This window comes from Shewanella sp. Koi 1 (assembly GCF_052907445.1).
In genome coordinates, this window is sequence record NZ_JBREJM010000001.1 from 3,785,229 (window position 1) to 3,809,954 (window position 24,726).

The 24,726-nt window shown below is 48.4% G+C and carries 17 protein-coding genes; 7 read left to right on the top strand and 10 right to left on the bottom strand.

The annotated features are described in order from the left end of the window. Positions 1–27: 27 nt before the first annotated feature. Positions 28–858 (bottom strand): uroporphyrinogen-III C-methyltransferase, encoded by an 831-nt coding sequence (gene cobA, locus ACUZ8J_RS16720; protein WP_011625345.1) that lies wholly within the window; start codon positions 856–858, stop codon positions 28–30. Positions 859–1,287: 429 nt separating this feature from the next. On the opposite strand from cobA, the gene ACUZ8J_RS16725 reads away from it, so the two are divergent. Together ACUZ8J_RS16725 and ACUZ8J_RS16730 are read left to right on the top strand one after the other, a co-directional pair. After that, positions 1,288–2,172, top strand: a complete 885-nt coding sequence (locus ACUZ8J_RS16725; protein WP_011623818.1) for a phospholipase A — start codon at positions 1,288–1,290, stop codon at positions 2,170–2,172. Between the two features lie 187 nt (positions 2,173–2,359). Next, positions 2,360–3,907 carry a S41 family peptidase gene (locus ACUZ8J_RS16730; protein WP_446694411.1) on the top strand — a complete coding sequence of 516 codons (1,548 nt, stop codon included), beginning with the start codon at positions 2,360–2,362 and terminating at the stop codon, positions 3,905–3,907. Positions 3,908–3,961: 54 nt separating this feature from the next. Here the strand turns inward: ACUZ8J_RS16730 and ACUZ8J_RS16735 are convergent, their stop codons facing one another. From ACUZ8J_RS16735 to ACUZ8J_RS16755, 5 genes are all read right to left on the bottom strand, one after another. Further along, on the bottom strand, positions 3,962–5,698 hold the full coding sequence (locus ACUZ8J_RS16735; RefSeq protein ID WP_446694412.1) for a hypothetical protein: 1,737 nt from the start codon (positions 5,696–5,698) through the stop codon (positions 3,962–3,964). 367 nt (positions 5,699–6,065) lie between these two features. Continuing rightward, entirely contained in the window at positions 6,066–6,851 is a 786-nt protein-coding gene (gene mtgA / locus ACUZ8J_RS16740) for a monofunctional biosynthetic peptidoglycan transglycosylase (RefSeq protein WP_446694413.1), read from the bottom strand. 676 nt (positions 6,852–7,527) lie between these two features. After that, a complete protein-coding gene (locus tag ACUZ8J_RS16745; protein ID WP_011623822.1) occupies positions 7,528–8,325 on the bottom strand; it encodes a phosphoadenylyl-sulfate reductase in 798 nt (265 codons plus the stop codon). Next, a complete protein-coding gene (gene cysI / locus ACUZ8J_RS16750) occupies positions 8,318–10,015 on the bottom strand; it encodes an assimilatory sulfite reductase (NADPH) hemoprotein subunit (RefSeq protein ID WP_011625339.1) in 1,698 nt (565 codons plus the stop codon). The genes ACUZ8J_RS16745 and cysI overlap by 8 nt, the downstream gene beginning before the upstream one ends. A gap of 74 nt (positions 10,016–10,089) precedes the next feature. Next, positions 10,090–11,904, bottom strand: a complete 1,815-nt coding sequence (locus ACUZ8J_RS16755; protein ID WP_446694414.1) for an assimilatory sulfite reductase (NADPH) flavoprotein subunit — start codon at positions 11,902–11,904, stop codon at positions 10,090–10,092. Positions 11,905–12,321: 417 nt separating this feature from the next. Here ACUZ8J_RS16755 and ACUZ8J_RS16760 point away from each other — a divergent pair, with 417 nt between their 5' ends. The 3 genes from ACUZ8J_RS16760 (at position 12,322) to ACUZ8J_RS16770 (ending at position 15,888) form a co-directional block, all read left to right on the top strand. Next, the gene (locus ACUZ8J_RS16760; protein ID WP_446694415.1) at positions 12,322–13,848 is read left to right on the top strand and encodes a Re/Si-specific NAD(P)(+) transhydrogenase subunit alpha; all 1,527 of its coding nucleotides are present in this window, start codon (positions 12,322–12,324) and stop codon (positions 13,846–13,848) included. A gap of 11 nt (positions 13,849–13,859) precedes the next feature. Beyond that, entirely contained in the window at positions 13,860–15,344 is a 1,485-nt protein-coding gene (gene pntB, locus ACUZ8J_RS16765) for a Re/Si-specific NAD(P)(+) transhydrogenase subunit beta (RefSeq protein WP_011623826.1), read from the top strand. 154 nt (positions 15,345–15,498) lie between these two features. Then, positions 15,499–15,888: a hypothetical protein gene (locus ACUZ8J_RS16770; RefSeq protein ID WP_446694416.1), complete on the top strand. Its 390-nt coding sequence runs from the start codon at positions 15,499–15,501 to the stop codon at positions 15,886–15,888. Positions 15,889–15,975: 87 nt separating this feature from the next. On the opposite strand, the gene ACUZ8J_RS16775 is transcribed toward ACUZ8J_RS16770, so the two are convergent. The 3 genes from ACUZ8J_RS16775 to hldE form a co-directional block, all read right to left on the bottom strand. Next, the gene (locus tag ACUZ8J_RS16775) at positions 15,976–16,455 is read right to left on the bottom strand and encodes a TetR family transcriptional regulator (RefSeq protein ID WP_011623828.1); all 480 of its coding nucleotides are present in this window, start codon (positions 16,453–16,455) and stop codon (positions 15,976–15,978) included. A gap of 153 nt (positions 16,456–16,608) precedes the next feature. After that, complete coding sequence (locus ACUZ8J_RS16780) at positions 16,609–17,436, bottom strand: hypothetical protein (protein WP_446694417.1); 828 nt, start codon at positions 17,434–17,436, stop codon at positions 16,609–16,611. Beyond that, positions 17,433–18,863, bottom strand: a complete 1,431-nt coding sequence (gene hldE, locus ACUZ8J_RS16785; RefSeq protein WP_011715992.1) for a bifunctional D-glycero-beta-D-manno-heptose-7-phosphate kinase/D-glycero-beta-D-manno-heptose 1-phosphate adenylyltransferase HldE — start codon at positions 18,861–18,863, stop codon at positions 17,433–17,435. The genes ACUZ8J_RS16780 and hldE overlap by 4 nt, the downstream gene beginning before the upstream one ends. A 102-nt stretch (positions 18,864–18,965) precedes the next feature. On the opposite strand from hldE, the gene ACUZ8J_RS16790 reads away from it, so the two are divergent. After that, a complete protein-coding gene (locus tag ACUZ8J_RS16790) occupies positions 18,966–19,892 on the top strand; it encodes an LpxL/LpxP family Kdo(2)-lipid IV(A) lauroyl/palmitoleoyl acyltransferase (RefSeq protein ID WP_126512482.1) in 927 nt (308 codons plus the stop codon). A gap of 180 nt (positions 19,893–20,072) precedes the next feature. Here the strand turns inward: ACUZ8J_RS16790 and ACUZ8J_RS16795 are convergent, their stop codons facing one another. Continuing rightward, positions 20,073–21,797: a potassium/proton antiporter gene (locus ACUZ8J_RS16795; RefSeq protein ID WP_446694418.1), complete on the bottom strand. Its 1,725-nt coding sequence runs from the start codon at positions 21,795–21,797 to the stop codon at positions 20,073–20,075. Positions 21,798–22,418: 621 nt separating this feature from the next. Between ACUZ8J_RS16795 and ACUZ8J_RS16800 the strand changes: the two genes are divergently transcribed. Beyond that, positions 22,419–24,704, top strand: a complete 2,286-nt coding sequence (locus ACUZ8J_RS16800; RefSeq protein WP_446694419.1) for a nitric-oxide reductase large subunit — start codon at positions 22,419–22,421, stop codon at positions 24,702–24,704. The last annotated feature ends 22 nt before the right edge of the window (positions 24,705–24,726 follow it).

Here is a 24,726-nt window from a genome sequence, read left to right on the forward strand (position 1 = left end):
CTATTTCTAAAAAATGATCTGATTTAACTAAATTTTTGCCACAATCTTGGCGGCATCTGCGGTGTCGAGCGCTGACTCGCCTTCACCCTTAGGTTGGAACCAATTTAAGCTGTCTGCCAGCGCAACCACTTCACCAATAATCATCAGGGCGGGCATTTGCAATTGCGGATCGGCCGCAAGCTGTTCGAGTGAATCTAATTGACCAATAAAACGCTGCTGCGACTGAGTGGTCGCCTTAGAGACAATCGCCACAGGGGTTTTTGGGCTACGGCCAGCATCGATTAATCCTTGACGAATAATGCCCGCATTTAGAATCCCCATATACACAACTAAGGTATTGTTTGGATTAGCATAACCCTGCCAGTCCATCGGACGGCTTTCGAGCTGACAATGGCCAGTGATAAAAGTCACCCCTTGGGCATAATCCCTGTGAGTTAATGGAATGCCCGCATAGGCCGAAGTGCCACTGGCGGCGGTAATGCCAGGAACCACTTCAAATTCGACGCCTGCTTCGACTAAGGTTTGTAATTCTTCACCACCGCGGCCAAAAATAAACGGATCGCCGCCCTTGAGGCGTACCACGTTTTTACGGGTATAGGCTTTTGTCACCAGTAACTGATTAATTTCATCTTGCGCAGCACTATGCTTACCGGCACGTTTGCCGACGGCAATCTTCTCCGCATCCTTAGGGATCAGATCGAGGATATCTTGGCTGACGAGCGCATCGTATAGCACTGCGTCGGCCGACTTGAGAATGCGCCAGGCTTTGAGGGTTAAGAGTTCAACGTCTCCGGGGCCTGCGCCAACAAGCCAGACTTTGCCCTTCGCCCTTTGGCCCGGTAAAGATAAAATTTCCATCACATTCCCCGATATGAGATCAATGTGTAGCAATATAGCCCTAGTTATATTCCTTAATAAATATAAAATCATTAATTGTTATATCAAAAAGGAATAACAAAAGTGCTTCGAATTAAGCCTGTTAACGATAAGTGAGGGTAACCAAAACGCCAATGGCCGAAAAATCGTTTAAGCAAATGAAATAATTAAATAAAACAGGATTTCATGCCGAATATATCGGCAATCAAAACTTGCGTCACCTCACATAACCGCACTATGTTATTGCTAAAAATTCTACTCAGGCGTCTCTTTAGCACATAAAAATGGGCGCAAGCTCGCGCCAGTTGCGTCACTCTCTGGCAGGATTTCTCACAATAGATCCACAAACTAATGTTAAGCTGGGCAAACAACGAGAAAGCGTAAGGCAAACAGACACATCAAGGAGGGCCGATGTCCCGATTTAATAAAGGTATCGCATTAATTGGACTGTTAACTTGTACAGGGCTTCAGGCGGAAGAATCCCTTGTCGAAGGACGCGTGCAGGACGAACTTGCCACCTCAGAACGTCCCTTCGTGATCACGCCACATAAAGTGAATTACATTTTACCCGCCACCTACAATCCCGATCCCAACATGGCCCCCTTTGCTCAAGATGCGGCGGAGAACAACTACACTCTGGACGAGATGGAAGCTAAGTTCCAGATAAGTTTTAAGTTTCCCATTTGGTACAACGTCTTTGGCGACAATGGCCACCTGTTTTTTGCCTACACGAACCAATCCTATTGGCAGCTGTATAACAAGGATATTTCTTCCCCCTTCCGTGAGACTAACCACGAACCCGAAATCTTTATGCTGTTTAACAATGATTGGAAAATCGGCAGCGTGACTAACTCTTTCTGGGGCTTTGGCGCTGTACATCAATCCAATGGCAAGTCAGGGTTGTTATCCCGAAGCTGGAACCGTATTTACGGCACCATGATCTTCGATGCTGGCCCATTGGCCTTCTCAACCAAGGTGTGGTGGCGTATTCCTGAGGACGAAAAAACCGATATCCATCAACCCCGTGGTGACGATAACCCTGACATCGATGAATACATAGGTAAAGCCGAGTTTGTGGGAGTGTATGGCATCGATGACCATAGATTCACCCTCACCCTAAAAACCAACTTTAAAGATATTGATCGAGGCTCGGCAGAATTTACGTGGAGCTACCCAATCATCGGTAATTTACGCCTTTATACTCAATACTTTAATGGCTATGGCGAGAGTCTTATTGACTATAATTACCATAACCAACGCATCGGTATCGGCGTATCACTCAACGATATCCTCTAACGATTTAACCGTGACAGAGCACAAAAAATAGCCATAATTCTATGCTGACTTGCCAAAACTGCTGCTAAATTGCTCAAATGGACCGGAGCAAAAGGGGCCGAATGATGATTTTTATTGCCAAAATAGGCATTTACATCGATAGTCGCACACCTTTTTAGCGGTAAAAGTAAAGTGGTCATGGAGGAGTATGAATTTTAGCTATCGCACTGTCGTTACTTTACTGAGCGTGATCATTTGCGCGAGCCTCATCAGGCTCGCGTTTTTCGCTATTCCTGAAAAAGCCCAACCCACGCTGACGACCAAAGATATTCGCCAAGATCTCTATATTCTGTTCGATCAAATTGAACAACACTCGGCATTTTACGCACTGGACCCACAGGCGAATGGGCAGCAACTCAAACGATTAGCTGGATTAATCACAGAACAATATCAAGATGTTATCCCTAAAGAGCGCTTCGCCGCCGAGCTCACCAAACTGCTCAATACCTTGAAAGATCCAGGGACACAGGTCGCGAAAGTCGAAAATAGCAGCGGTGAACTGCCCTTAACGCTCAGGCCTGTCAACGAGCAATGGCTCGCCTTGGACAGCAAAAATAACCCCATCAGCGCCGATTTTCCCTTTATTACCCATATTGATGGCATCCCCTTAAGCAAGTGGATTTCAGCCAGCCAAGCCTATTTATCTGAGCCTGCAAAAAACAGCCAAGAGATGCAGCTGATTTGGCTCAAGCGACTCAATTTACTGCGGGAAGACTTAGGTTTAAGCATCAAGCCCCATGTGCTTATCAGCTTGATTAATGATGATTTGCAGACCACGCAAGTGACTATCGCCCTGCCGCAGCCGTCAAAAACCATAGTCAAACCGATTGAAGATGAGACTGAGCTGAGCTTTGAAAGCCTCATCACCCAACTCGATAATTTGGCCCCAACGGCGCCAATCAAGCCCGATTATTTACTGGAACAGGTCAATCCAACCACGGCTAAGCTCAAGATTGATGATCTCTACGCCTTTGAACTCGATAAAAACCAGCAGGATGCGCTCCGACAGGGAATGCAGCAGCCGTTACTGATTGTCGATTTGAGGCAAGCCAAGGGATTTAGCCCTAAGTTATTGACCATGTTGTCGCGTTATCAAGATATGCCGCCCCAAAGCCAGCAATATCATTCGGCGTTAGAACAAATCATGGGCTTTGCCCATTATCGCCGCTCCCCCGAACTTAGGAATGATTATTTAAAGCCCCTCAATTTTAGGCCGCTCGATGCGCTTGAACTCAGTTCACCACGACTTAAGGTGTTAACTCGGCGTTTGCCCAGCATAGATGAGGGCCGATTTAGCCCTTGGTTTGTCCGCACTAAACCCGAAGTGCTCGCCGAAGGCAATAATCGCCTTGCCCTACTCGTCAGCCCCTTATGTAAACAAGAGTGCGAGTGGATAGCCTACCGAACAAAAGCCTGGTCTAGAGTGAACCTGATTGGTGAAAAAACCTCGGGGGATTTTGCCAGACAGTATCAACTGACCTTACCTAACAGTGATTTAGATGTTCGTTTTAGTAGCTCACTCACCTATGATGCCGCAGGCGAGCTGCTTTCAGGAAAAGGCACTGAGCCGGATATTTGGCTGCCACAGAACAACGATATTGAATGGCAAGGGCTAGTCAGTTTAGTGCGCTCCGCTAAACCTAAACCCACAGATACGCCCCTTGGTTCTCAACCTAAGTTAGCCCAAGCCAATTAACAAAAAAGCCAGCAATAAGCTGGCTTTTCGATTAATGCACGATTGGCATAAAGCTTACTTCTTCTCGCTCGCCTTTGAGTTCATCACTGAACCAAACACTAAGCCCTGTTTATTCACATCGAAGCTCATTTGTACGCGCATATTGTAATCTTTCAGCGCTTGCAGCTCTTCAGGAATCGGCTCGCCAGTCAGTTCTAATAGGGTTAACACTGGGGTAAACATCTTACCGTAGTCAGCCGACATGCTGTAAAGCCCATTGGCCGATGGCTTTTCGCCAGCCAGTTTATTGGCTAACGCTAAGCCTTTATCGCCAGAGTAAACCACTAAGTGTTGTCCCTTAATGGCCAGCATCGGCTTGATGTTCATCTCAGGCGGCAACATTAACAGTGGTGATAAATCGGTAGGCTCACCATTATCTGCAACTTGCAGTTCGGCCAGCATTGGAGCAAAAGGTTTCACCATGTTGAACAGCATTGATGGGTTATCGGCCGTTAAGCTCACTAAGGCATCCAAGCTTTCAAGCTTAGGCTCTTGGTCTTGAGAGCTCATCTTATAGTCGAGCAATGACAGGCTCACACCTTTAACGCCGTTCGCCATGCCAGTAAACATCCCCAGCATCGCAGGGCTTTGTTGGCTTAATTCGGCTTGTAACTCGGCAAGCGGCGCACAGGTTAACTGTGGCTTTTGCAGATCGTCCCAAATCGCCGTCAGTGAAGGCGCAACTTCATTAACGTCAATCCCCAGTCCCATCGAGAAGATAGTGCTGTTAATGTCAGCTAAGTGGGTTGGAATGTAGCCGCGCATTTTTTGCAGCGCAGTTAAGATTGCTTGGTTTTTGCTTTCAACCACAAAAGAGGCCGCCATATGGCTTTCTTTTTCGGTTGAGCTAAATGCCGTTAATCCCGCAACAGTACGAGGCCAGTTGGCAGCAATGGCGGTTAGCTCAGTTTTGCACTCAGGAGTACGGATTTCCGCTAACGGATCTTCACCATGGTTTTCTTCAGCCATGAATTGAGTGAGCTGCTTACCTAACATATTGCCATCGGGAGACGTAATCGCTTTAACAATCTCAACGTGGTTGATAAAGCTGATGCTATCTTCCATAAAACCATGGGTTTTGATGATCTCTTTCAGCATGCCTGAAGCGGCTAAGGATTGAGTCGGTTTCTTTAATCCAAAGGCCATTTCTAAGATTTCTGGCTCAATCGTTGTGCCAGATAAGGTCACAGTTAAGATGCCATCTTTATGGGCAAATAACAGGTCAACCTTCTCAGTAGAACCTTCTTCGGCCAGTGAATAAGCGCGATAATCAACGCCCGCTAAGGTGCGCTTTTCATGGGTGAAACCGCTGTCTTTCTCGGCTTTATCCAAGACGGCCCAGAATGCATCAATTTGATCCACATTGGTTTTAAGAACAGGGATCACACCTAAGGTATAGAAAAAAGGCTCGACTTCATTTGGTAAACCAAAGGTCTTAAGCAATTGGGTTGGATCTTTCATTCCATCCATATACTGCGTATAGATGCTGACAAAGAACTTGGCCATAGGGCTATCTAATGCACCTAACTCGGCCAACGAATCCGTTGAAAATTGCTGGTAATTGCTAGAAATGGATTGCAGGTAGTTTTTCAGTGGGAAAGGTTTTAATTGACCTGAAAATACTGGGGTGTCGGCAGGGATATAATCAAGCAAAGGATTGGCCGAAGCACTCGAGCTAGTTCCATGCTGAGTGTACCAATAAGCACCTGCGCCCGCTGCAATAATTGCCGCAGCAATAACAATCTTCTTCATCTAAAACTCCATTTAATAACCGTCAAAGTGACAAAAATAATACCGAAAGCACTCGCCTTCGGTATTTAAATACTGACCTGTTGTCATTCCTTTTTACACGCGTCATGGCACACCAACATCCGACACAAGCTAAGCATTAGCGAGGGGAATAGCCCAAGGACAGAGTGTATTTGAAGGGGAAATTCGTACGCTAATTTACCATTAATTAACCTAGGATGCGAATCAAGCTGCTCTATTAAGGCGAATTCGCTTAGCAAACTAAATTAATTTCATATTCAGCGCCTAATTCATATTAAAGATAAAGTTCATCGCAGCGATAAAGCGCATGACATATTAATAAGACGAAGGTTATCGCCTTATTTCCCCGTTAATCGGCGTTATGAACACGGTTAAGCGTCACTTCCCCTAACTGGCGCATTTGCTTACGGATCCAAGCGGAGCGCTGCTCAACATAAGGTGAAGGCGGCGAGACTTTATATCGCCAAGGATTGGGTAATACCGCCGCTAATAATGATGCCTCATAACGGGTTAATTTGGCGGCACTCTTACCAAAATAATGTTTCGATGCGGCTTCTGCGCCATATATTCCGGGGCCAAATTCGACGATATTGAGATACACTTCGAGGATCCGCGACTTATCCCAAATCAATTCCATCAACAGGGTAAACCAGGCCTCAATTCCCTTGCGGATAAAACTGCGGCTCGACCACATAAACAAATTTTTCGCCGCTTGCTGACTTAAGGTACTCGCACCGCGAACCTTGTTGCCCTTTTGGTTGTATTCGATGGCCGAACTTATTGCGGCTAAATCAAACCCCGTGTGGTTGGCAAATTTTTGATCCTCTGCGGCAATCACGGCTAATTGTAATTCAGGGGAAATTTGCTCGAGTGAGCGCCATTGATGTCGCACCTCTGTCACTGGTGCAGGCGGGAATAATGCCCGTTCAATCCGCCAAGTCCACATCGGCGGGTCAATAAAACGCAGTAGCACCACGCTTAGAACAGAGGCGAGTAATAAGCCCAAGATGAGTTTAACGAACCAAGCGACTATGCGCTTAAAGCCTCGCGACTTAGGTCTGGGTGCTGGGCGATTGGATTTGTTCCCTTGAGGACGATTGACATGATCGCGCATGGCATACAAAGGGGCGGTCATCCAGTTATCCTCATCAATAGTTTTACCAAAGGGGCCGTTTGCGGTGGCATTAGCCACACCGCATAAAATAGCACAGTGTAAGTTGATGATAATATTGTCATAAACAGCGCCAAAAACCGAGCTGAATTGATGAATTAGCGAAATAAACGATGTTAACTATGTTGGCTCAACCTCGGCAGCTTTGACCACAGCTGACCGAGGTGAAATGGGCAGATTAACGAGGGCTAGCAAGTCAATCAAACTGCTTGATACTCGCGGCGGCGAGCAAGGTCTTTTGGAAGTGCTACTGTTTTCCGTCTCGTTATATCGTTACACAGCAAACTAAGCCCATAAATAACGATATTCAACAACTTAACTTGGCAAAATACCGACTAAGGCATATCTGCGCAGTAAACTCCCTCAAAACCATCTACGGGAACTTTGTAATATAGCTCAGAACATTCTAATGTGCATAACTCTGTGAGTAAAAATGTACAAAAAATTTATCACCGATGAAAAAGTCTAAACTAACTCTATGAAAATAAACTCTATCTGACTTTGATGACGCCAGAATGACATACAAAATACTTTAACGGCCAAACCGCTTTAAAATTGAGCAAAATACCATTTTGGTGGTGTAAAATAAAAAATGCCACAGGGAATACTGTGGCATTTATCTATTAAATCAAATAGATGACTATATTTCGTAATGCAAACCGCATTCACGTTTTAGACCATTAAAGCGGGTTTCTTCTTCAGTCATCCCTAATTCTAAGGGTTTACTCGAATGGGTATCCCCAACAGAAACATACCCTTGATCCCATAGAGGATGGTAAGGCAAGTCAAATTGCGTCAGATACAAGTGCACATCTTTGTTCGACCATTCGATAATCGGCAGCAGCTTAAAGCGAGTACCGTGGATAGCCAATATCGGTAACTCTTCGCGAGTGCTCGACTGGCTACGGCGAAGTCCCGCAAACCAAGTGCCGACTTCAAGTTCCGCCAAAGCACGTTGCATCGGCTCCACTTTATTCAGTCGATTGTAACGCTCGAGCCCGTCTAAGCCCTGCTCCCACAGCTTGCCAAAACGCGCTTCCTGCCATGCCGAGGTCATCGGCGCTTGGTAAACTTTGAGGTTTAAGGATAAGCGCTCGGTGAGCTGGTCAATAAACTGATATGTCTCAGGAAAGAGATACCCAGTATCCGTTAAGATCACCGGAATATCCGATTGCACCTGACTCACCATATGCAGCATCACCGCCGCCTGGATCCCAAAACTGGATGACAGCGCGTGATTCCCCGGCAAATAGGCTAAGCCCCAGAGCACTCGCTCTTGAGCCGTCAATCCGGCCAAGAAGCGATTAATGCGTTCCAGTTCCGCTCGCTGCACATCCTTAGGCGCCGTCAGCAGCGCTTTCAGTTCGCTGTGACTTACCACGCTCTGCAACGCGTTCGGCAAGCCGGAACCCGTCACCCCAGAATCAAGATCAGCCATGGAAATCCTTAGCGGCATCGATTACCGCCTTCACTACGCCCGTGCGGACGGTGAAGTTACCAAAGGTTTCGCCTGCATTACGCTCAACCGCGTAACGGGCAAATAATGCATCCAATTCAGCAAGGATCTCAGCCTCTTGGATATTCTCTCTGTACATCTTATTCAGACGAGTGCCTTCGAAGTTCGCCCCGAGATACAGGTTGTAGCGACCCGGCGCCTTACCCACTAAGCCGATTTCAGCGGCAAATGGGCGCGCACAACCATTTGGACAGCCCGTCATACGCACTACTATGGCTTGATCGCTAATGCCGTTTTTAGCCTGCAGCGCATCGATATGGTCGATAAACTCAGGGAAATAACGCTCGGCTTCCGCCATCGCCAATGGACAGGTTGGCAAGGCCACACAGGCAATCGAATGACCGCGAGTTTGGGTCAACACTTGGCCAAGTAAACCGTGTTTACGGGCAAGGCCTTCGATGGTCGCTTTATCCTCGGGAGCCACACCCGCAATAATCATATTCTGGTTTGAGGTCATGCGGAAATCACCCTTGTGGATCTTCGCGATTTCACGCATACCGGTTTGCAAACTCTTACCGGGCACGTCTTTAATGCGGCCGCTTTCAATAAACAGGGTTAAATGCCACTTACCATCGACACCTTCGACCCAGCCATAACGATCGCCGCGATCGCCAATCACCACATCGCGCTTCGGCTCAAACTTGACCCCAGCACGGGCTTCCACTTCGGCCTTAAACTTCTCATAGCCATGGTCGACGATAGTGTACTTAAGACGCGAACGCTTACGGTTGGTACGATTACCCCAGTCACGCTGCACTGTCATCACAGCTTCGGCAAACTTCATCACATCTTCAGTTTTGATAAAACCAAAGTCATCGGCCAAGCGCGGGAAGGTTTCCACTTCGCCGTGGGTTGAGCCCATGCCGCCACCAGCGGTCAGGTTAAAACCGACTAATTCACCATTTTCAGCCACCGCAATAAAACCTAAGTCGTTGGTGTAGACGTCAACATCGTTATCCGGCGGTACGGCAACGGCCATCTTAAACTTACGTGGCAAGTAGGTCTTGCCGTATACAGGTTCAACGGTTTCGTCTTCTGTAGTCAGTAACTTCTCTTCATCTAACCAAATCTCGGCGTAGGCACGAGTGTGAGGCAGTAGGTGATCAGAGAGCTTTTTCGCGACTTCATAGGCCTGCGCATGCAGCTTAGATTCGACCGGATTCGGGTTACACATCACGTTACGGTTAACGTCACCACAGGCGGCGATTGAGTCGAGCGCCTCACGGTCCAAGCCTTGAATAATGGTCTTGAGGTTACGCTTTGGAATGCCGTGGTATTGGAACGTCTGACGCGTCGTTAAACGAATGCTGTTAGAGCTGGTAAGCGTCGAGGCAATTTCATCCACGCCTAACCATTGCTTAGGCGTACACACACCGCCAGGCACGCGGGCACGTAACATAAAGCTATACAAAGGCTCGAGTTTTTGCTCTTTACGCTCGTTACGTAAATCACGGTCATCCTGCTGATAGAAGCCGTGGAATTTGATCAATTGCTGATCGCCATCGCTAAAACTACCCGTCACCGAGGAATCTAATCCCTCTTTGATGGTGCCACGCAGATAATCACTGTCGGTCTTTAGGTATTCGTTTAATGCTAACTTTTGCTCACTCATGGCAACTGCCTCTTAAAATTCGTTCGGCGGCAGTATCTCCGTGGATACTGCTCTCTATCTTTGGGATCGATTAATTAGTACACGTCTTTTTGGTAACGTTTATGACTGCGCAGGGTTTCGAAATATTCTTCCGCCGCCTCGCTCGACAGTCCGCCAAACTCCACCGCAACCGCTAATAGGGCTTGGTGTACGTCTTTAGCCATACGTTCAGCATCACCACAAATATAGAGATGCGCGCCATTTTGCAGCCATTGCCACAGGGTTTGTCCCTGCTCTTTGATGCGGTGCTGCACGTAAATCTTATGGGCCTGATCCCGCGAAAATGCCACATCGATACGGGTTAAATCGCCGTTTTTCAGATACTGTTGCCACTCGGTTTGATACAGGAAGTCCTGCTCAAAGTGAGGATTACCGAAGAATAACCAGCTATCGCCCTCAGCGCCTTGCGCCACGCGCTCCTGCATAAAGGCGCGAAACGGCGCAACCCCTGTGCCAGGGCCAATCATGATGACTGGCGTTTGTGGATCTTCAGGTAAACGGAAATGCTTATTCGGTTCAACATACACTTTTACTTCGGCGCCTTCCTCTGCCGAGGCTAAGAAATGCGATGCACCGCCAAAACGGGCTTGCCCTTGGTGCTCATCTTCCACCAAAGCCACGGTGAGATGCACTTCGGTATCGACTTCACTCTGGCTCGAGGCGATGGAGTAGAGTCTTGGCGTTAATGGGCGTAATAATTCCACTAACTTGTTTGCATCGAGATTAGCATCGGCCTTGAGCTGATAGTTCGCCACTAAGTCTGCAAATTGATGATGTAAGATAAACTGGCGAACCTGTTCTTTATCTTCGCTCAGGGCAAGCAGCTCTGGGCTTGCGGACAACTCGGCCCAGGCTTTGACTAAACCCGGATATAACTGTGTCAGCTCTTTCTTCTCGATCAAGGCTTGTTTGAGGCTGATGGACTCATTACTCACAGTCACCTTAGTATCGGCTGCTAACCCTAAGCCCACTAAAATCTCATCGACTAAAGTTTCACTGTTGCTAAACCACACCCCAAGGGCATCACCGACTTCGTAACGCAGCCCTGACTCGCCTAAATCGATTTCAACGTGGCGCACGTCTCGGTCTGAACCACGTCCGGTGATCTTTTGGCTCACCAACACTTCGGCACTGTAAGGGTTTTGCTTAGTAAATTCGCTCTCGCTGGCAGCTGGTGCCGAGCTGGTATCATTCAGCGCCACCACGTTAGCCGTGGTTTGAATCAGTGGCTTCACGGCGGTGAGTACATCGGCGTGCCACTGTCCAGCCGCAGCCTCATAGTCCACATCACACTCAACCAGAGGCAGTAGCGCTTTGGCGCCTAATGCCGAAAGACGAGCATCAAAATCTTTACCTGTCTGGCAGAAAAACTCATAGCTTGAATCGCCCAGCGCCAACACAGAGTAATGTAAATTGTTTAATTGAGGTGCGCGTTTCGATGCTAAAAACTTATGTAATTCAATCGCATCATCCGGCGCTTCACCTTCACCATGGGTACTGACTACCAGCAATAACAAGGTTTCTTGCTTAAGCTGGCGCACATTGTATTCACCCATAGAGGCTAGATTCACGCTATAGCCCTGTGCTTTTGCCTTCTCGGCCAAGGCTTTGGCAATACCACGGCCATTGCCGGTTTGGCTGCCATAGAGAATGGTCACTGTCTGCGCCGCCTGAGCATCGGACACGGGCGCGAGCTGGGCTAGATTACCCGACGCATTGGCCGTTGCGGCTAAATAACCGCTCACCCAAGCAAGTTGCACCGCGTTTAATTCAGCGGTGAGTTGTTTCAGCTTTTCGACCTGCGGTTGCGACAGGGGTGAAGCCAGTGATGAAAGTTCTTTTAACAACATGAGACGGCCCTATGACAGTGTAATGTCCAGCAGATTAGCGTGGTTTTAGAAAAGCAAAAAAGAATAATATTTGATTTTTAATTCCATTTTGGAATATACAAAGTGCAAAATTTAAGCTACAAAAGTGTGCACTGGTTAAAAGTTTTTGATACGACCAGTTCAGAAACGACCAGCTTGAGCAATATGCGCTTGTGTCAAACCAAAGTATTGCCACAATGGTGACGAGCCTGCTGTACAGTACCTTCTGTTGCTCGCAAAGAAGTTTGTTTTCAAGCACAAATTTCATACCAAGATTGAATGCGCTAACTGCCACAACTGAATAAACGAGTTCATTCTTATCGCGGCCTAGCCCTACCTAGGTTTAGCTCAGGGGAAGCACTCAGGCGGAACGATTATATAAACCACCAGGGAGTAATCATGCATATTGGAATACCGAGAGAGAGTCTCGCCGGTGAGACTCGGGTCGCCGCGACCCCTGCCACCGTCGAACAACTTAAAAAGCTCGGCTTTGAAGTTGTTGTTGAGGCCAATGCTGGCTTACTGTCTAGCTTTGACGATGCCGCTTTTGAAGCCGCTGGGGCGAAGATCACGGCAGAGGTTTGGCAAGCGGATCTGATTTTTAAAGTCAATGCACCGACCGATGCTGAAATTGCGCAAATTAAAGAAGGCGCGACCTTAATCAGCTTTATCTGGCCCGCTCAAAATGCTGAGCTGGTCGAGAAACTGTCTAAACGCAACATCAATGTGATGGCGATGGACATGGTGCCACGTATTTCCCGTGCCCAATCCCTCGATGCTCTCTCTTCTATGGCAAATATCGGCGGTTATCGCGCCGTTGTTGAAGCCGCACACCACTTTGGCCGTTTCTTTACTGGACAAATTACCGCCGCGGGTAAAGTTCCTCCAGCCAAAGTACTGGTGATTGGTGCCGGTGTAGCGGGTCTTGCCGCCATTGGTACCGCAGGTTCACTAGGGGCTATCGTTCGCGCCTTCGACACACGCTTAGAAGTGGCCGAACAAATCGAATCTATGGGTGGCCAGTTCCTCAAACTGGATTTTACCAATGAAGATGGCAGCTCATCGGACGGTTACGCTAAAACCATGTCGGACGAGTTTATCGCCGCCGAAATGGCACTGTTTGCCGAGCAAGCCAAAGAAGTCGATATCATCATTACCACAGCGCTGATCCCAGGCCGCCCTGCACCTAAGCTCATTACTAAGGCGATGGTCGACAGCATGAAACCCGGCTCTGTGATTGTCGATATGGCCGCGCAAGCGGGCGGCAACTGTGAATACACTCAGCCTAGCGAGCTATTCGTGACCGAGAATGGCGTCAAAGTCATCGGCTTTACCGATCTTCCCGGCCGCCTGCCCGCGCAGTCTTCACAGCTTTACGGCACTAACTTAGTCAACCTGATGAAGTTAATGTGTAAAGAGAAAAACGGCGTCGCCAGCATCAACTTCGATGATGTGGTGATGCGCAATATGACAGTGGTCAAAGCAGGCGAAGTGACCTTCCCGCCACCGGCGATTTCGGTGTCGGCAGCGCCCGCCAAACCTGCGGCTAAGGTTGAAGCCAAAGCGGCTGAAGCCAAAAAGCCATCCAAACTTAAGTATATTCTTGCCGCCCTTGGTGCTGCGGGTTTTGCCGCGGTTGCCTCGGTTGCGCCAGCCGAGTTCTTATCCCACTTTACGGTTTTTGTCCTGTCCTGCGTGGTGGGCTATTACGTGGTGTGGAACGTCTCCCACTCACTACATACGCCTTTAATGTCAGTGACTAACGCGATTTCGGGCATTATCGTGGTCGGCGCCTTGCTGCAAATTGGTCAAGGTTCAACCTTGGTCACTGTGCTGGCGTTTATCGCCGTGCTGATCGCCAGTATTAACATCTTTGGCGGTTTTACCGTCACTCAGCGCATGCTGAAGATGTTCCGTAAAGATTAAGGGGGTATAACGTGTCTCAAGGACTGGTAACAGCAGCTTACATTATTGCCGCCGTGCTCTTTATCTTCAGTCTCGCAGGATTGTCGAAGCAAGAAACGGCCAAACACGGCAATTTATTTGGTATCACAGGTATGGCCATCGCCCTACTGGCGACCATTTTTAATCCTGACACCAGCGGTGTCGCTTGGATTATTGTCGCCATGGTGATTGGTGGTGCCATCGGCGTGCGTTTAGCACTTAAAGTCGAAATGACGGAAATGCCCGAACTGGTCGCAGTACTCCACAGCTTTGTGGGTATGGCGGCGGTATTAGTGGGCTTTAACAGCTTTATCGACCTTCACCCAGAGCAAGTATCGCAAGTGGTTGTGGCCGTTGGCGGAGATATCAACTCCACCTTAGCCGCGGTGCAGGATGCGCTAAGCGAAGCGGCCAAAGCCGCCGAGAAAGCCCATTTAACTGGCGCTATGCTCAACATTCACTTAGTGGAAGTGTTCCTCGGTATCTTTATCGGTGCGGTGACCTTCACGGGTTCTATCGTGGCCTTCGGTAAGTTACGCGGATTAATTTCCTCAAAACCTTTGATGTTGCCACATCGCCATAAACTGAACCTCGCTGCGGTATTGGTATCATTGGCGCTATTGGTTTACTTCGTACAAACGGGTGGCACTATGCCAGCCCTACTGTTGATGACACTTATCGCCTTCGCCTTTGGCTGGCATTTAGTGGCTTCAATCGGCGGTGCGGACATGCCAGTTGTGGTCTCAATGCTGAACTCCTACTCGGGTTGGGCGGCAGCGGCGGCGGGCTTTATGCTGTCAAACGATCTGCTGATCGTGACAGGTGCGCTCGTGGGCTCATCGGGTGCGATTCTGTCTTACATCATGTGTAAGGCGATGAATCGCTCGTTTATCTCGGTTATCGCAGGTGGATTTGGCACCGATGGTGTGGCCTCATCTGGCGATGAAGAGATGGGCGAATACCGTGAAACCAACGCTGAAGACGTGGCGGATATGCTCAAAAACGCAACTTCTGTCATCATCACCCCAGGCTATGGTATGGCAGTGGCGCAGGCGCAATATCCTGTGGCTGAAATCACTCAAAAACTGCGTGATCGCGGCGTGAAGGTACGCTTTGGTATTCACCCAGTGGCGGGTCGCTTACCAGGCCATATGAACGTACTCTTGGCTGAAGCCAAAGTGCCCTACGATATCGTGCTCGAAATGGACGAAATCAACGAGGACTTTAGCGATACCGACGTAGTACTCGTCATTGGTGCCAACGATACGGTGAACCCAGCGGCGATGGAAGATCCAGGCAGCCCAATTGCGGGCATGCCAGTGCTCGAAGTGTGGAAAGCACAAAACGTGATTGGCTTTAAACGCTCAATGAATACGGGTTATGCGGGTGTACAAAACCCACTGTTCTTTAAAGACAATACTCAAATGCTGTTCGGCGATGCTAAGGCCAGTGTTGAGGCGATTTTAAAAGCGCTGTAATGCTTAAGTTTGCGTATTAACCATAAAGGGAGCCACTTGGCTCCCTTTATCTTTTCCCCTGCTTAGGGATGTGTTTTCACACGTTTTTAAGCCAGCTCAGCTAGTCTCTGCGCAACTTGTTTATGGTCGCCCCATTCATTGAAAGGATAGCTTGATGCTGCTTGGATTATTTATGCTGTCGGCAATTTTGATTAAAACCTCATTGCTGGGGCTCGGCTGGATATCGATTGGCATTGGCGCCGGCGGTTATCTGTTTTGCCGCTATTACAGCATCAATCTCGCCGCTCGTTTGGTGCAAAAGTTTAAGCGCCTCTTTATCACAGGAGCGATATTGCACTTACTCTTGTACTTTGGGCTTATCGTTAAACTCTTCTTTATCGATAGTATTGAGGATATCCCAGCCTTCTTTATCAGCCATTTGGTGTTCCATCATGCGCTTTGCGCCCTGATCGCCGCGGCGCTGACCTTTATGGCTGTCGGTGTTTATCTTACCCAACAAAAGTTAAAACAAGCGCAGCTGTCTCCCCCATTGCAGCTTAACTAACTTAACAGCGCGAGCACGTAATCGGCGCGACAAACCATAGAAACAAAAAAGGAGCCTAAGGCTCCTTTTTTGTGGTGATGCTTATGATTATGCCGCTTTGGCAACATCAAAATTAGACAGCAGCATAACCGCAGTACGGCCTAATAGATGATTGATGGTGCGATCACCGACCAATCCTAATTCAGCAATGGCTTGCTGACGTGCTGTGCTGACCGCTCTGAAGAGGGTGATTTCATTATTCGCGCCACCACAGAGGCTGAAGAATAATCTTAGCACTGCGCGGTAATGCTCTTCTTGCATCGCTTTCATCCAAGAGGCTTCTAAGGCTTCTTGGCTAGAAAAGTCGAGCGCGGCAACAAATAAATTGCCAATACGACTATCTAAACGGATTAAGAAGTCGTTTTTACGCGGAAAGTGATGACTAATACCAGTGCGGCTAATCCCCGTTGCTTCAGATAACGTGGTATAAGACATAGTCTCAAAGCCAATAGTCAAAATTTGTCTTAACGCTTCATCCATAATCTGATTTATGGTCTGCTCAGTCTGTACTCGCGAGCGCTTAGCCATAGTAAAGTCTCCCGTTGTTCTTTTTCTGGGGTAGAGCTTACCAAAGCCTTTCAGGGATTACTGCTGTTTGGAAACGCCAAACAAGTGTATTTCGCTTTTGTTCAGCTAGGGTTCAGTTTGAAACAGGGAGATTTATCGATTCTGTTTACATATTCACAACATTAAATTTTGTACTAACCAGTCGTGGGCCTTTGCCTCCCCCATCAGCAATGTCAGTGTCGGGTTAAGGTAACGTCCAAGATCCGGCTTACGCCAAGATAGGTATGCTGGCAGGGGTTGCAGCACAGTCTCACCAAAAGTACGCTGCATTAAACTCGAATATTCGCGAAATACCTCTGGTTCTATTTGTACTATTTTAGGATAAAAATCGGCGACAAAATCACGATATTGGCTGTAGTGGGCAATCTGGCTCACTTGATACTTTTTTAACACTTGTATCATCATCGGGCTGCTCCAGTGAGACATATACTGCGAACTTGTTAACGCTGCAAGGTTGCGTCTGTGGTATTGCTGCCAGGCTAAATCCAGATTGCCTTTGGCCTTAGCAACACGCCAAACCAGATAGAGATCCGCTAACCACTCATGCTGGTAAGCTGTTAATTCTTTTGGCAATAAACTGCCCTGCAAGGCCAGATTCTCAAGGTGTCCTAGCTCATGCCACAGGGTCAATAGTTCCTGTTCTTTGAGGTCATATTGGTAGGTTGTGCCATCGATATTGAGCAGTTGAAACTCTGGTGTTTCTCGCTCATTTACTAGGATTAAACCGGAGAAATGACTATTTTCGACGGGTAACACCATGGCACTGCGAAGCCCAAGCTCTGTTTGAAATTGGGCTTCGCTGCGGGGGAGTTGTTCACGGACCTGAGTTGGAAAGCTTGCCAGACACTGACTCAATTGCGCTAACGGGCAAATTAACGCCTGCTTGTCGCCAATAGGCACCCAAGTCAGGCTAGAGATCAGCGTCAGAGCAATGAGACTCACTGTTTTGCCATGATATTTTGGATAATGGCCGTCGTTGATATCCCGTCTTCAAATCCCAACACTTGGACTTGGCCGCCCGCGGCAATCACCTCGGCTCCACCTGCGATATCTTCAACCTTATAATCACCGCCTTTGACGAGAAGATCGGGGAGCAATCTGGCGATGATCCGCTGTGGCGTATCTTCACTAAAAGGTACCACCCAATCGACGGCGGCTAATCCCGCTAACACCGCCATACGTCTATCCACTTGATTGACAGGGCGACCTTCGCCTTTTAAGCGTTTGACCGAGGCGTCATCATTCACAGCCACAATCAATCTATCGCCTAAGGCTTTGGCTTGCTTGAGGTAACTGACGTGCCCCGCATGCAGAATATCGAAGCAACCGTTGGTCATTACCACTCGCTCGCCGCGCAATTTGGCTTGCTCTAGGGCATAGGCAAGTTGATCTTCACTCACCACCCCAAAACCCGACTCACCGTGGTGCAGGGCTAAGGCTTCAATCAGCTCGATACGAGACACGGTTGAAGTGCCCAATTTACCCACCACAACCCCAGCGGCGGTATTGGCAATGGCGCATGCCTGCGGCAATTCTGCGCCCGCGGCGAGTGACGTCGCCAGAGCAGAAATCACAGTATCGCCAGCGCCTGTTACGTCATACACCTCACGGGCCACCGTAGGAATGTGTAACTCAGGGGCATTGGCCGTCACTAAGGTCATGCCCTTTTCTGAGCGAGTGACTAAGATAGCGTCGAACTGATGTTTATTGAGTAAGCCTCGGGCCTTTTCGAGCAGATCGGCCTCAGAGGTTACCGCGCCAACCACGGCTTCAAATTCACTCATATTGGGTGTGATCAGTGAGGCGCCATGGTAACGGCTAAAATCGGAACCCTTTGGATCGACAAGCACTTTCACACCTTTAGCGCGAGCCAGTGCAATAAAATCCTGCGGCTTATCGATAGCACCCTTTGCATAATCCGACAGCACCACCACATCGACCGAATCGAGTAAGGCTTCAGACTGTTTGAGTAAACGCGCACTATCCTGCTTATCGAAGGACTCTTCAAAATCGAGGCGAATGAGTTGCTGATTACGCGACAGTACCCGCAGCTTGGTGATGGTCGGTTTGTCGGCAATATTCAACCACTGTGGCTCAACCCCCAGGGCTTGCACGCCAAGGGTTAACGCTTTAGCGGTATCATCCTCACCGACTAACCCCGCCAATTGCACTTGGCCGCCGAGGGTCGCGATATTTAGCGCCACGTTGGCCGCACCGCCCGGTCTGTCTTCGACTTGGTTGATCTTCACCACGGGCACTGGCGCTTCGGGCGAGATACGTCCCGTCGGCCCAACCCAGTAGCGATCTAACATCACATCGCCGACAACTAACACTTTGGCTTTTTCAAATGCTGGCAGAGAAACCTTCATAGCGCTCTTATCTATTGCAGAAATTAAACCGTGATTGTACCTAATTTTCGGCAAAATATGAGTTAGAATAAGCAGTAATTTTCAAAAGTAGTGAGTATTTTTGTGGTCGAGAAAGCTGAGTTTTCATCATCCTTATATCATCCGAAGCACTGGCCCATGTGGTTTGGGGTGTTAGTGATGCGGATTACCCAAGTGTTACCTCTCTCGTGGCAGATGAAGTTAGGCAAAGGCCTAGGCCGATTAGTCAAGGCTATTGCAGGCAGTCGTACCCATACCGCGCGCCGCAATTTAACCCTCTGTTTCCCTGATATGCCCGAGTCGGAGCGTGAAGCCCTACTGACCCGCAACTTTGAAGAAACGGGTAAAGCGATTTTCGATACCATCAATGCCTGGTGGTGGTCCGATGAAAAAATCCAACAACATATGCAGATCACTGGCAAGGAATACGTTCAAGACACCTTGAACGCTGGCCATGGGGTGATTCTGTTTGCCGTGCACTGCTTACCACTGGAAATGGGCGCACGTATTTTTGGTCAATTCCAACCCGGTGTTGGGGTATACCGCCCACACAACAATCCGGTGATGGAATACCTGCAGGTCAAAGGCCGCCTACGCTCAAACAAAGCCTTAGTACCTAAACGCGATCTACGCCAGATGGTGCGTTGTTTACGCAATCCCGATGTGATTTGGTATACCGCCGATCAGGATTTTGGGCGTTCGAGTGCGGTATTTATTCCCTTCTATGCTGTGCCCGATGCCGCGACCATTACTGGCGCCACTACACTGGCCAAACTCGGCAAGGCCAAAGTGCTTCCCTTCTTCGTGGAGCGCACCGAAGGCGATAAGGGTTACCATATTGAGATTATGCCGCCGCTTGATAACTTCCCCGGCGAAGATGAACTGACCGATGCCATTCGCGGTAACAAAATAATCGAAGGGATTATCGATAGAAATCGCGCCCAATATATGTGGCTTCACCGCCGCTTTAAGACTCGCCCAGATCCAACGGACAAGTCCTTATATAAATAAACTTTTGTTCAGTTTGTTCGAGATAAGCGCTTAAACGCGAATAAAAAAATGCCAAGCAATCGCTTGGCATTTTTTATCTTAGAACTTTCGGTTTAAAGCATTGTTGAGGGTTGAGGATTGAGGGCTGAAACCCTAAGCATCATATCCTGTTAAGTCCTGCATAGCAGGCTTAAGCAGTGATTACGCCTCTGCCGGTAAGCGAATACCCACATTGGTGACTTTGCCTTCATAGAGCCCTGCAACCACCCAATGCAACGACTGCCACAGGAACTGATCCCCAAGTACCGGATGTGAACCTAATTCTGCCGCCACTAAATCCGCGACCGTCATATCACCGGTTGCTTCGTCTAACTCCAGACCATAAATCGGCGCTAGATCCAGCAGCTTAACCTCGGTATCGATAAAGAAGTCCCCGAAGAAACGTGGTACTTCTTTGGTTTCGGGCGCCTGACTAAAGAGATTACTCAAGGCCTCTAGGCTCTTCTCTTGCCCGAGCACGCACAAAATATCCCCCGCTTCTAGGCAGGTACTACCCGATGGATGCAACAGTGTGTTGTGGCGAAATACCGCAGCAATCCTCGTGCCATCCGGCATAGAGAGACGTTTGAGCGGCTCGCCGATACACCATTTGTTTTCACTCAGATGGTACACAAACACTTCCCACTCGCTGCTCGGGTAAATTTCGACCCCAGAGCGTGAAATAGGTAATGGCTTAGGCGGTAACTCCACCTTAGCTAAACGCGCAGCCGTGGTAAGTGACGCCCCTTGTACTAGCAGTGACACTAACACCACGAAGAATGCCAAGTTAAAGTACAACTGAGCGCCCGGTAAACCCGCCATCATAGGGAATACCGCTAAAATAATCGGCACGGCGCCACGAAGCCCAACCCACGAGATAAACCAACGGTCACGACTGCTAAAACTCTTAAAGGGCAGCAAGCTGAGCCAAACGGCTAACGGTCTGGCAAACAGGATCATTCCAAAGGCTAATGCCAAGCCCGGCAGCCAAATATCCAACAAGTCAGACGGTGTGAGCAGTAGCCCTAACACGAGGAACATGCCGATTTGGCTGACCCAGGTCATGCCATCCAATACGTTTAAGATTGAATGGCGACCACGGGTAGGCTTGTTGCCAAGGAATAAACCGACTAAGTAAATCGACAGGATGCCGCTGCCGCCCAGTTTGTTCGACGCTGCATAAATCATCAAGCCGCCACTGAGCACTAAAATTGAATACAAGCCTTCGGCAAGTTTGCTTAAATTCACCAACTTCCACAGCAGCCAACCGCCACCGAGGCCGAGGAAAATCCCCAAACCAAATTGCTTGATAAAGCTTATCAGCATAAAACTTGCGGATAACTCGGCATCCACGTTCGCGAGGATGGCAATCAGGGTTACGGTTAAAAACACCGCCATAGGGTCGTTGCTACCCGATTCGATTTCCAGCGTCGCGCCTACACGCTCGTTTAAGCTACGTCCCTTTAATAGTGAGAATACCGCCGCCGCATCGGTGGAGCCGACTATCGCCCCCACCAGCAAACCTTGTAACCAGTGTAAGTCAAATAACCATGCGGCCATCACACCAGTGATACTAGTGGTGATAGCAACTCCAAAGGTCGCCAGCGACAATGCCGGCCAGAGTGCCACCCTAAAGCTTGCGACCCGCGTACGCATACCGCCATCGAGCAAGATAATGGCTAAGGCTAAGTTACTGACAAGATAAGCGGTTGAGTAGTCGTCAAACAGAATGCCGCCGGGACCATCTTCCCCAGCTAAAATCCCTACTGCGAGGAAAATTAATAAGATAGGGATACCCAAGCGCGAAGACACGGGACTTAACAAAACACTCACAGCGGCAAGCAAGGCACCGATCAGAAAAAAACTATTGATGGAATCTGCATCCACACATGCCTCCTTAAATACAAGAGTGTTTAGTTAAACGATAAAGAAATCACCTAGATTAAAAATGACTCAGTTGAAAATTTTTGTGTTTCTATACTAGCATAAAAAATGCAAATTAATGGAGTTTTAAATATTAAATTTCAAACATCTACATTGAAATCCTCAGTAATAGGCCATTTTGACTAACTTTTATATAAAAACCAGTACAAGCAAAAATACCTACTGAACATAACCTAAGCCCCATAAACAAGATAAAATCTTTATTTATCAATACATTTAAAAAACCTATTCCATACAAACTCACCGCATATAGCCTAAATGGTGGGGATAACCATATAAAAATGTACAGTATCTTCCCAATGCCGACTTAAATCCCATTAACTCCGCAATAACTTGAAAGCATAGATAAAATCCCTTTTTTCATTGTGTTATCGACATTCAAGCCCCTAAAGCTGTCACAAAGACAATGGCTGTCATATCAACAATAAAAATTCAGTATCAAAAAGACAATACACCATAACACAAAACTTATATTTCCTTTTATTTTCAACAACAAAAACATTTGGCACGTATTACGCAATATCAGGTGAAACGTATCAAAATGACGTTGCATCAAGGAGACTTATGAGCAAACAAAAACTCACCGCTATCGCACTGTTAGTTGTGCTGATTGCTTCATTCACTGTCCTACTGAGCATAGGCAGTGAAATTTATCGGGAAAAACCGCCGATACCCAACGCATTTACGGATGTAAATGGTCAAGTTGTGTTTAGCGAAAATGATATCGAACAGGGCCAATTGGTCTGGCGCTCCATGGGCGGCCATCAACTGGGGTCGGTTTGGGGACATGGCTCTTATGTCGCCCCAGATTGGACCGCCGACTGGTTACATAGAGAAGCCGAAGCTTGGCTCGATATTCGCGCAGAGCAGCAATATCAAACGCCGTTCGCCCAATTAAATTCCCAACAAAAAGCCGGGCTTGAGCAGGCATTAAGGGAAGATTTACGCCATAACAGCGTCGAGCCACAGGCCGATGGCACAGTGCTTATTCGCTTGTCTAGCACTCGTATCGAAGCGATTAACAGGGTCGAGCAGCATTATCTATCCCTGTTTGGGAGCGATTCAGCGCTTAGTCATCTTCGTGAACAATACGCCATGAAAGAGGGCACAGTGCCCGATCTTGCGCGCCGCGAACAACTCAATGCGTTCCTCTTTTGGGGAGCCTGGGCGGCAATCACTGAACGCCCAGATGCCCCCTATACCTACACCAATAACTGGCCCTTCGATCCCCAGTTAGGCAATACACCGACCTCGGATAATATCGTCTGGTCGATACTCAGTATTGTGACTCTAATTGCGGGGATTGGCGGATTGATCTGGCACCATGCAAGCGGCAAACATGAAAGCCTGCCCAAGCCTTCGGAGCAAGATCCGCTGTTTTTCACTAAACCAACCGCCTCACAAAAAGCCGTCGGTAAATACTTCATCACGGCAATTGGCCTGTTTTTACTGCAAATTTTACTCGGCGGGATCACTGCCCACTATGCGGTAGAAGGCCAAGAGTTTTATAGTTTACCAATTTCAGAAATACTGCCCTACTCAGTCACTCGCACCTGGCACACCCAATTAGCGGTATTTTGGATTGCCACGGCCTGGTTAGGTACTGGGTTGTATATTGCTCCCGCCTTATCGGGTTATGAGCCAAAATATCAACGTCTTGGCGTTAACGTACTCTGGGTAGCCTTAGTGGTCGTAGTGCTTGGCTCCATGGCCGGCGAATGGATTGGGGTGCAGCAGTATTTTGACCTCGATATGAACTTCCTCTTTGGTCATCAAGGATATGAGTACATAGATCTTGGTCGAGTATGGCAAATCTTACTCCTCGTTGGATTATTGATTTGGCTTGCCTTAGTCACTGCTGCCATCAAACCCGCCCTCAAAGTGCAAGGCGAGATGCGCCCTGTTATTTGGGTACTCTATGCCTCCTGCGTGGCGATTGGTTTGTTCTATGGCGCCGGCCTCTTTATGGGTAAACACGCCAATTTAGCGATTGCAGAATACTGGCGTTGGTGGGTAGTACACCTGTGGGTCGAGGGCTTCTTCGAAACCTTTGCCACCGCAGTTATCGCCTTGATGTTAGTACGTTTAGGGTTAATCCGCGGCCGCAGTGCCAACGGTGCAGTGTTATTTACAACGGTGATCTTCTTAACCGGCGGCTTGATTGGCACCCTACACCACCTCTACTTTACTGGCACACCGACCTCGGTGATCGCTTGGGGCGCCATCTTCTCGGCCTTGGAAGTTGTTCCCCTCGCCATTATTGGTTTCGAAGCCATGGAAACCTACCGCCTGCGTAAAGCCAGCGGCTGGATGCAACGTTATCACTGGGCGATTATGTTCTTTGTGGCTACCGCGTTTTGGAACTTGGTCGGTGCCGGTATGCTGGGCTTCTTAATCAATCCACCTATCTCGCTCTATTACATTCAAGGATTAAACACCACGGCCACCCATGGTCACGCCGCCTTTATGGGGGTTTACGGTATGCTCGGCATGGGCTTGATGCTCTTCTGTCTGCGGGGCCTTACCGGCAATATGCAGTGGAATGACAAAATGCTCAAAGGCGCCTTCTGGAGCCTCAATATTGGCCTAGCGGCTATGGTGTTCATGTCGTTATTACCCGTGGGAATTACGCAGTTTTTTGCGGTCATCGACCATGGATATTGGTTCGCCCGCTCGCCAGAAGTGATCCATAGTCCGCTGGTTGAAAGGCTGGTTTGGATGCGCATGTTTGGGGATGTCATCTTCAGTATCGGTGGTCTCTTAATGGGTGCCTTCTTGCTCGATTTGATCAGAAAAGCCCTGAATAAACCTGCCAAATTGCAACAGGAAGTCTTACAAACAAATCACTAACCACTGCGATTAATCCGGTCAG

What these genes read in the sequence shown, in the direction of transcription:
- ACUZ8J_RS16775 (WP_011623828.1), bottom strand. Translation starts at nt 16,455, where the DNA reads ATGGCTAAGCGCTCGCGAGTACAGACTGAGCAGACCATAAATCAGATT.
- ACUZ8J_RS16730 (WP_446694411.1), top strand. Translation starts at nt 2,360, where the DNA reads ATGAATTTTAGCTATCGCACTGTCGTTACTTTACTGAGCGTGATCATT.
- cysI (WP_011625339.1), bottom strand. Translation starts at nt 10,015, where the DNA reads ATGAGTGAGCAAAAGTTAGCATTAAACGAATACCTAAAGACCGACAGT.
- ACUZ8J_RS16770 (WP_446694416.1), top strand. Translation starts at nt 15,499, where the DNA reads ATGCTGCTTGGATTATTTATGCTGTCGGCAATTTTGATTAAAACCTCA.
- hldE (WP_011715992.1), bottom strand. Translation starts at nt 18,863, where the DNA reads ATGAAGGTTTCTCTGCCAGCATTTGAAAAAGCCAAAGTGTTAGTTGTC.
- ACUZ8J_RS16755 (WP_446694414.1), bottom strand. Translation starts at nt 11,904, where the DNA reads ATGTTGTTAAAAGAACTTTCATCACTGGCTTCACCCCTGTCGCAACCG.
- ACUZ8J_RS16725 (WP_011623818.1), top strand. Translation starts at nt 1,288, where the DNA reads ATGTCCCGATTTAATAAAGGTATCGCATTAATTGGACTGTTAACTTGT.
- cobA (WP_011625345.1), bottom strand. Translation starts at nt 858, where the DNA reads ATGGAAATTTTATCTTTACCGGGCCAAAGGGCGAAGGGCAAAGTCTGG.
- ACUZ8J_RS16760 (WP_446694415.1), top strand. Translation starts at nt 12,322, where the DNA reads ATGCATATTGGAATACCGAGAGAGAGTCTCGCCGGTGAGACTCGGGTC.
- ACUZ8J_RS16800 (WP_446694419.1), top strand. Translation starts at nt 22,419, where the DNA reads ATGAGCAAACAAAAACTCACCGCTATCGCACTGTTAGTTGTGCTGATT.
- mtgA (WP_446694413.1), bottom strand. Translation starts at nt 6,851, where the DNA reads ATGACCGCCCCTTTGTATGCCATGCGCGATCATGTCAATCGTCCTCAA.
- ACUZ8J_RS16735 (WP_446694412.1), bottom strand. Translation starts at nt 5,698, where the DNA reads ATGAAGAAGATTGTTATTGCTGCGGCAATTATTGCAGCGGGCGCAGGT.
- ACUZ8J_RS16745 (WP_011623822.1), bottom strand. Translation starts at nt 8,325, where the DNA reads ATGGCTGATCTTGATTCTGGGGTGACGGGTTCCGGCTTGCCGAACGCG.